We start from the raw sequence: 8,089 nt of genomic DNA on the forward strand, positions 1-8,089 counted from the left end.
GGTGCAATCGGAGTACCCAGGGAGTTATAAGTCTCTCGCAAGCCTTGGAGTACCCGCTCGTCTAAAACATTCGTGTCTCCAGCAACGATCGCATAGCTAGCGTAGCGGAGATAATAATCCATATCCCGCAGACAAGCAGCATAGCGTCTTGTCGTATAAGCATTGCCACCCGGACGGATCAACTCGGGCAATTCACCAAATAATTGCAAGCTGGCTTGTTTGACGATCGCCGCTGCATTGGCATTAATAACCCCAGCAGCACTAATTCTCGCAGCACCAGTATCAAAATAGGATTTTAAGCTATCGATGGCATTACGGTCTAAATAACGACCCGTAATATCGTATGTTTTAATGAGATTTGTTACAGCATCCCGCATGAGATCGTCCCAACAATAATATTCTTTTATCGATTTATCAGTATCGCAGAAAATCGTCGTCGTGTGCGATACTCACGTTACAATTCGCAATTGTCGAGCGTGGGGATCGCACAACATAGCGCCGCTTCAAGAGATCGATCGCGTCTGAAACCAATCTAGATAACTTGGGGCTGAAAAATTTCTGAAAGTCAATTAGCGTCGCACTAATACTCTCGCTGGGACGATTGTCGATTTTGCCCAAGGATTGAGCCAGTTAAATCCAGTCCCAGGCTGCGATATTAAGGTGAGTTCTTCAGGGTAACGTGGCTGGGGATCGCTAGCTAGGACGATTGGCGGTACCATCATCGGGTCGTAAGCAATTACAGTATCAATGACGCTAGGGCTGTGTTTGAGAGCAACTTTTTGCCCAGGACGATAGGTTGCCATTTCTTGTGCTTGGCTCCAAGTTGCTTGTGTCATTACCACGATCCCCATTATGCTACTGATTAACTTTACTTATATTATGATATTAAAATTATCTAATGAAAACTACTATTTGGTTAGATACGATACTTTTTTTTAATATTTAAGCTGAAACAGGCCAAAGCAGTTCGATCGAGCTTGGGCGGTGCGTTATCCCGTCAGGGTAACGCACCCTACTTTGACTAGAACTACCATCTACCCTCTACCCTCTTTGCCATATTTGAGATAGAAGTAATTTTGGAAAACTTCATGGGGATCGTAGTGACGTTTGAGCTGAAAAAACCGCTCGGCGCGAGGATACGCCCGCTGAAACTGGGCGGGGGTGGCATGAAGACGATAGGGTAGATAATATGTTCCGCCGACTGAGATCGCCGCCTCAATCAGCTCGCTAGTGAGAGCTTGCATTTGAGCTTCATCAGCCGGGAGGCGTTGTTGATTGAAGAGCATCACTAACCCAAACATTTCGCGATCGGCATAACGCAAGAAAGCATCGCGATCTGGGCGCACATTCCGTACGGTGACATTGAGCAAATCGACTTGGTGCTGGGGAAAAATCTGGCGGCATTTTTCTAAAAATAGAGGTAATGATGCTGAAGGGATAAAATATTCATGCAGGATATCCGTCTGAGCTTGCTGGTGATTTGCAAATAACGTGGCGGGACGATTGAAAATTTGATTGCGAGACACATCCGTCCCTGCTTCCCCGCCGCTGGCTTTTTCTAATTGCCAGCGCAATTGTTTCCCGTAGTCGCTCCCCACGCTACCGCGTACGACTAGCCGTGCCAGTCCTGGTGCTGGCGTGGCACTTAGAGCGGGAGGAACCGCCGCAACTCGATGATAGGTCGTCACGATCGCCTCTTGCAAAAAACTCTCGGGTGCAACCGACAATCGCCCATAAGCCATCCCCACATCCGCGCTCACCTGTTGCCGATACGTCTGCACGTAATCTTGACTGGCGATCGTTACCCGACGAGCTGAATACATTTGATTGGGTACTACCCGCAGATTGACATCCAGCACGATCCCAAATAAACCGTAGCCACCGAGCACGAGTGAAAATAGCTGGGGATTTTCTTGTCGGGAACAGCGCACCACCCGCCCATCGGCTAACATCAGCCGGAAACTCTCCACTGTACTGGCAAAAGGAGGGCGATCTGACTGCCACCCATGTGCGTTAGCACTCATCGTACCGCCGATCGAAAAATCATTATTCGATTGCATCACTGCGACTGAGTAGCCCTGGCGATCCAAATAGGGGATGACTTGCGCCCAAGTGGCTCCAGAGTAAACCGTCAAGATCCCGGTCTTCGGCTGTAACTGCATCTGCCTAAATTGGCTCAGATCGATCGAGATGCCGTCGGGATAAAGGGTTTGTCCGCCCATCGTGTGTCGAGATCCGGCGATCGTCACCTTCTGTCCGCGAGCCGTGGCATCCCGGAGTGCCGTCCGTAACTGCGTTTGAGCGGTCGCCAAATCGCCCGCTACCCGTACTACCTGCATCCGCGTCTGATTTAGACGACTCGCATCATCGACGCTGCCTGCTGGCGCGGGAAGCTGTGCTTGGCGATCGTGCCAAGCTGTCCAGCCAAGATGGAATACTGGTCGCGCCATAAAGCAGACCGCGATCGTAGTCGTTGTCAACAGCAGCGCGAAAACTAGCTTGAAGCGAGCGGGACGGAAGGGTTTTGATTGAGGCAACATCAAGCTAAATCGGGAGTTTCTTACTCAATTATCGGCACGATCGCCAATAACTAGATCCCCCAACGTGCCACTTACTTAGCTGTCTACAAAGATCTCATCCCAAATCCGGTTTGTAAAACCCACTAACCTCGCCCCCACCCCCAACCCCTCTGTCTTGTCTCGCTAAACCCTCGGCAAAGCCGAGGAGCGCGAGCCGCTCCCAAACTTGGGAGAGGGGAGCCAGAGCCGGAGGCGATGGCGGGGTGATGGCAAGGGATTTCGATCGCAACAATTATTACCCATTACATCTCCCATCTCCCATCTCCCATCTCCCATCTCCCATCTCCCATCTCCCATCTCCCATCTTCCCCCTACCCCAACTTCGCCCGCACTACCAGAGCGGTAATATTATCATGACCGTTATATTCGTTAGCAAAATCAATTAGTCGATCGACGCCATCTTGAAGATTGGTCTTGTTGGATAGCAGCGGTGCCACATTTGTCAGCCAGTAACTTTCGAGCAGTTGATTGTCAGTCAAACCATCTGATGCTAGGACGATCAGGGTATCTTCTTGCAGTTCAAAAAAGCGAATATCGGGAGCGATATAATTGCGATCTCTAGGGCCGATCGCCTGAGTTAATTGATAAGAATCGGGGCGACCGTAAGCAATATCGGGATCGACGCCGCGTAAAATCTGTTGTTGTCCGACCTCATGATCGAGGGTTAGTTGAATCAATCCCTGACTGGGAGTAATCCCATAACAACGCGAATCGCCGACGTGCGCCACGGCAATATTTTGGTCTTGGACTAGAACCAGCACGAGCGTCGTACCCATTCTACCGCTGCCATGAGCGGCTTTCTTTTGGTTAATTTCAAATACTGCCTCATTTGCCGCGACAATCCCTTCGCGAATTGTTTGCTCGTCAGGAAGAGTATTATCGCTCCAGCGGGTAGCAAAATAGTCCCGCAAGATATCGACAGTCATGGCGCTGGCAATTTCTCCCCCATCGTGTCCTCCCATGCCGTCACAGAGGATATAGACCCCTCTGGCAGAAACGCTGTTGCCTTTGGGACTATTTTGGCGCTCGATCCGGCTGACTATGCCAAAGCAATCTTCGTTATGGTCGCGTTTTTTGCCGACATGGGTTGCTGCTGCATCTTCCAAATCGATTAATGTTTGGGCGATCGCAATCGTGGGCGCGTCTTGTGGGCTGCTCAAATCGCCCGAGGCAGATAACAGCGGCGCGCTCAGTTGTTTTGGTTCTAATTCGTAAGCAATTTGTTGTAAGCGCGATCGCACTTCCTCGACACGTTCGAGTTCGCCATCATGGATCGATTGCAGCAAGTCGGAGATCGCCAGTGCAGCCGGACGCGGGAATTCCATTTCGCGATCGTCCGAGCGTTGCTGGATCCGTTTGCTGGACTCATCAAATAATCTTTGCCACATCATTGCCAGATCCGCTAGTTCGAGTAGTCGGTCTTCTGGCTCTGGATGAAGACGTTGGAAGCAGATCCGCCCATCTTCATCGAGGAGTAAGTTAGTCACTTCCAGCAAGCTTTGACGCATCTGCCAAGGTTCGAGTGCTACCCAAAGCTTGAGTGTCGAGTCTAGCCAGTAAATCGTCTGAGAGGGTGAAATCTGCGGATCGTTCCAACTAGCGATCAATTGTTGCCAATCGCTGCGATCTTCGACGATCGTTACTGTTTGACCATCTTTGTTCCAGCTATCGCGAATCGCGGGAATCGTCCCTGGCAAGCTGACTTGGAGCGCGATGTATGCTTGGGCAACTTTGGGAATGCCATGCTTATTCCAAAATTGCCATTGGCGGTAGGCGGCGACGATCGGCGGTGTCCCTGGTGGTTCGGCGGTGTCCATCTCTGGCTGTGGATTCATTGACTCGGGAGTACTAACTAATGTAACGGGTTCTTGCTCCATCAATATCTCCAAGAGGGTATGACACAAGGGTTGACAATCGATTACCCTAACTTGGCTGGATTCTCCCGGCGGCAAGCGCTGGAGGACGACAGGATCGAGCAATTTATAACGACATTGTAGATCGAGATAGGTAGTCACGATCGACGGCTCACTGGCGATCGCCACCTCGAACGTGGGCGTAGCATCTGGAGTAGCTGCGATCTCGTCAGTTGCCATCGGGACTAGATCCGGTCGCGATCGATCCCACGGGCTAGTCTCTAGATCGTCATCGATAAGTAATGGCACTGGCGACTTCCAGTCTGGTTGATGCTTCACTGGTGCTAGTACGGCAACGGACAGATCTCCTGGATTGCCCGAGATCTCTGCCTGAAGTGCGTCTGAATTCAACTGGAGATCGGCGGAAATCGGTAATTGAAAATCGGTGCTGCGCTGGCCGCGATCGGGCAGTTCGTCTCGACCGATCGCGGTGGAGTTTAAACTCACTTCGGTCGCAACTAATCGCTCTACTGTCGGTTCGAGAATCGCCCACCAATATGTGCCACTACTGGCTTGACACTGCGGACAACTCTGCGCCTCAAATTTCACATTATAACCGCAACTGCGACAAATGTAGTGCTTTAGCGATTTGCCACAACTTTGACAGAAATTGTGGTGTTGGGGATTTACTAATTGACAGTAGGGGCAGATCTGCATATTGATAGATGACAACAGAGCACATTAGAAATCAGGGGAAAGCAGCCTCATTGGTGCAGGTGTGGAGTGGGCGAGACGATAGCATCGATATCTAAAGCAGCCGACGATCTAGGCACCATCATTTGATGAGTTTTCCACATCTTCGCAGCTTTAAAAAATTGCCCTCGGCACGATCGCCCCAAACCGACCTGAGATTAAATCTAGTTTGCCATGTGTCAGTCTGGGATTGGAGTAATTCAATTAAACTAAACACTCTAATATCTATACTTCCCATTCGCACACGGCAAATTCACAACCTGATGGTGATTATATCGATCTTTGTCATCGCTTTACTTCGATTTCTATGTAACTCGATCGCCCCGCTAGTTTCGATATACTCACATCTTGCATCAAAACAAAATTACTAGTGTTTTAGTGAATAGTGGATAGTACTTAAGAGTAAGTTTTGAGGCTATTTTTACATACTGGTGCAGGATGTGAGTGTATTTTTGACGTTACCATGCTGAAATTCGATCGCAATTTAGCCATCCCTTTTCCCATCCCCCCTTTTCCCAATCTCCCAGTCCCCCAGTCTCCCATCTCAAGAGGGTCGCATTAATTGTAATGTTCCCAGTCCCAAATCGTCGTTAGATAAAGACTTAGTTTCGAGAAAGGCGATCGTTTCGCGGATGCCAGGATTACCGCGCGCTTTACCAGTCAGTCCGTGGGCGACGATCAGACCACAATAACCTTTAGTGGTTTGACTGCGCTGGTTCCACTTTTTGCGAGCTTCGATATGCACGGCACTTTCATTATAAAATTCGCCAAATAACTGCATTTCGCCATCGCCTAATTGGAGAATCCCCAAATCGAAACTATCCCCAGCGATCGGATCTTCGCCAGGATTGAAACAAATTCCCTGCAAGCCGCCAGCTTGTTGTAACCGCTCGACGATTTCGCGAGCCTTGGGACGAGTCGTTTGAATCAGGATAATTGGCAATCCCTCGCCGCCAGCCTGGACATCACTAGGCTGATGATAAGTCGCCGATTGGCGAATAATTTCGACGCGATCCCAGGGCATCATCCCCAAGCTGATAAATGAGTCATGGGGGATTAAGTCTTCCCGAATTTGCAGTTCTAATGGATCGAACTCATCATCTTCATCCATTGCCAGGTGCATTTTTAGCAATTCCTGGGAGAGTTCGGGCAATGTCTCGACGGTTACACTTTCCGTGCGGGTAGGTAGCTCGGCACCACTGACGTGCAATGTCGCCTCGGGCGCACGGTCGTCGGGGAGCGTCACCTGAATCGCGCTCGTCAGGTGGGGTAATTCGTCTGCTTGTAATTGCTGTCTAAAAGCCGCCACAAACTCCTTGAGCGCGATTAATGCCACATTTGTCGCGATCGCTTCTTCCTCGTACAAGAAGGGGCGCATCCCCTCCATTGGGTGAATGTTCCCGAAGTTGGGTTCGATCTCGCTGGCGGATAAGGTGCCCAGATCGTGGTGGATATCTGGGGCAATCGCATCGAATGTGACAAAGATACAATCTTGGGAGAGAAAGGCTGATTCCATTTGGTTCGCTTCATCGCGATCGAGTGCCATCGCCCGAAACCGTTGCAGAGACTCGACCGATCGATAGAGCAGCACCCCGTACTCCATCCCTAACATCCCCATCACCGAGACATAAAATTTTTGGATGTCCCACTGATTTAACTCGATCGAAATTGCTTCATAGTCAGCTAACATTTCCCAGGGAGCTAAGTCCCAAATCTCGCGCGCGGTGGCTTTGAGCGACTCCAGATAGCGCCGGGGTAACTTGGGCGTTCGCGCCCCAGCCATGTCGGTAAACCGATGAAATAACTCATCAACAATCGGTAATTCGGAGACGTATTCGACGACGATCTCCAAGTCCTGAAGCACTCCCCGCAGGTAAAATTGTAACTGGCGATCGCGCACGATGATTTTTTGGGGACGTGCGGGCTGGGAAGGCGCTTGGGGTGATTCCATCGCCTTAATTAACGCTCTGACGATCGCTTCGGTACCCATCGTCGAGTTGACGACTTCCATCGATCTAACCACACATTCGACACCATCAACCCAGACGATTAGCTCTCGACGTTGCAGGAGCCGATCCTCTGGCGAATCAAAGTCTTCCAGCTCCGTCTCTTCCACTAACTCCGCCACATAGCGGCGATCTCCCTCCCAGACGCTGGAAAGTTGTGGCAGGGCTTGAAGCCGTCGTTGCGTGGAAAGACTAATCGCCGTCATAATCAAATTGCACTTAAGGATCGAGCGTAAAAAGCGTGATGATGAAGCAGATTTCGACAGTATTCGATCGAGACTCGATCGCCCAATTACTACCATCGGCAGGTTGCCACTGGCGATTCATGTGAGTTGAAGCCTCTGGGAGCCAAACAACGAGTGGCTGGGTATCGCGACTAAAATCTGTGCTGACGGTATTGCCCACCTGCTTAATTTGCACCAAATTTGGGATAATAAATATGGATGTTGCCTTACTTATTATGTCTATTTTAATTTAGAACATCTGCCATTCCGATTTTATGCGTTAATTTGAAGTCAGCACCGATCGGATCGGAGAAGTTAACATAGATTTAGGTTTAAGTTGGTGCGGGTCTGCACATATCTGGAGATCTGTCGTTTATTAGGAGTCGATCGAAGCCCATGACTGAAGTAATTACAGCAAAACCCCCCAGTATCCAAATGACCGATAACGCCCTCGCGCACGTTATCGCCCTCCGCGAAAAGCAAGGCAAAGATCTTTGTTTGCGCGTCGGCGTTCGCCAAGGTGGTTGTTCCGGGATGTCCTACGTCATGGATTTTGAAGATCCCAGCCAAATTCGGGACGATGATGAAATCTGCGACTACAGCGGCTTTAAACTAGTCTGCGATCGCAAGAGTATGCTATATGTTTATGGTCTTGTCCTCGACTACAGCGATGC

At 50.0% G+C, this 8,089-nt stretch carries 7 protein-coding genes; 1 reads left to right on the forward strand and 6 read right to left on the reverse strand.

Going from position 1 to position 8,089, the window contains the following annotated elements; all coding sequences use genetic code 11:
• From RMO35_RS02245 to RMO35_RS02270, 6 genes are all read right to left on the reverse strand, one after another.
• On the reverse strand, nt 1–377 hold a 377-nt coding region (locus RMO35_RS02245), incomplete at its 3' end, for an allophycocyanin subunit beta (RefSeq protein ID WP_309738268.1).
• A gap of 192 nt (nt 378–569) precedes the next feature.
• Nucleotides 570–836: a hypothetical protein gene (locus tag RMO35_RS02250; protein WP_309738269.1), complete on the reverse strand. Its 267-nt coding sequence runs from the start codon at nt 834–836 to the stop codon at nt 570–572.
• 198 nt (nt 837–1,034) lie between these two features.
• Entirely contained in the window at nt 1,035–2,540 is a 1,506-nt protein-coding gene (locus tag RMO35_RS02255; protein ID WP_309738270.1) for an FAD-binding oxidoreductase, read from the reverse strand.
• Between the two features lie 350 nt (nt 2,541–2,890).
• Complete coding sequence (locus RMO35_RS02260; RefSeq protein WP_309738272.1) at nt 2,891–5,149, reverse strand: serine/threonine phosphatase; 2,259 nt, start codon at nt 5,147–5,149, stop codon at nt 2,891–2,893.
• 580 nt (nt 5,150–5,729) lie between these two features.
• A complete protein-coding gene (locus RMO35_RS02265) occupies nt 5,730–7,397 on the reverse strand; it encodes a DUF6930 domain-containing protein (protein WP_309738274.1) in 1,668 nt (555 codons plus the stop codon).
• A gap of 13 nt (nt 7,398–7,410) precedes the next feature.
• Nucleotides 7,411–7,611: a hypothetical protein gene (locus tag RMO35_RS02270; RefSeq protein WP_309738276.1), complete on the reverse strand. Its 201-nt coding sequence runs from the start codon at nt 7,609–7,611 to the stop codon at nt 7,411–7,413.
• Between the two features lie 200 nt (nt 7,612–7,811).
• Between RMO35_RS02270 and RMO35_RS02275 the strand changes: the two genes are divergently transcribed.
• Nucleotides 7,812–8,089: iron-sulfur cluster assembly accessory protein (locus tag RMO35_RS02275; protein WP_309738279.1), on the forward strand; the 278-nt coding region annotated here is incomplete at its 3' end.

The sequence above is a fragment of the Chamaesiphon sp. OTE_20_metabat_361 genome, assembly GCF_031364565.1.

What these genes read in the sequence shown, in the direction of transcription:
- RMO35_RS02250 (WP_309738269.1), bottom strand. Translation starts at nt 836, where the DNA reads ATGACACAAGCAACTTGGAGCCAAGCACAAGAAATGGCAACCTATCGT.
- RMO35_RS02255 (WP_309738270.1), bottom strand. Translation starts at nt 2,540, where the DNA reads ATGTTGCCTCAATCAAAACCCTTCCGTCCCGCTCGCTTCAAGCTAGTT.
- RMO35_RS02260 (WP_309738272.1), bottom strand. Translation starts at nt 5,149, where the DNA reads ATGCAGATCTGCCCCTACTGTCAATTAGTAAATCCCCAACACCACAAT.
- RMO35_RS02265 (WP_309738274.1), bottom strand. Translation starts at nt 7,397, where the DNA reads ATGACGGCGATTAGTCTTTCCACGCAACGACGGCTTCAAGCCCTGCCA.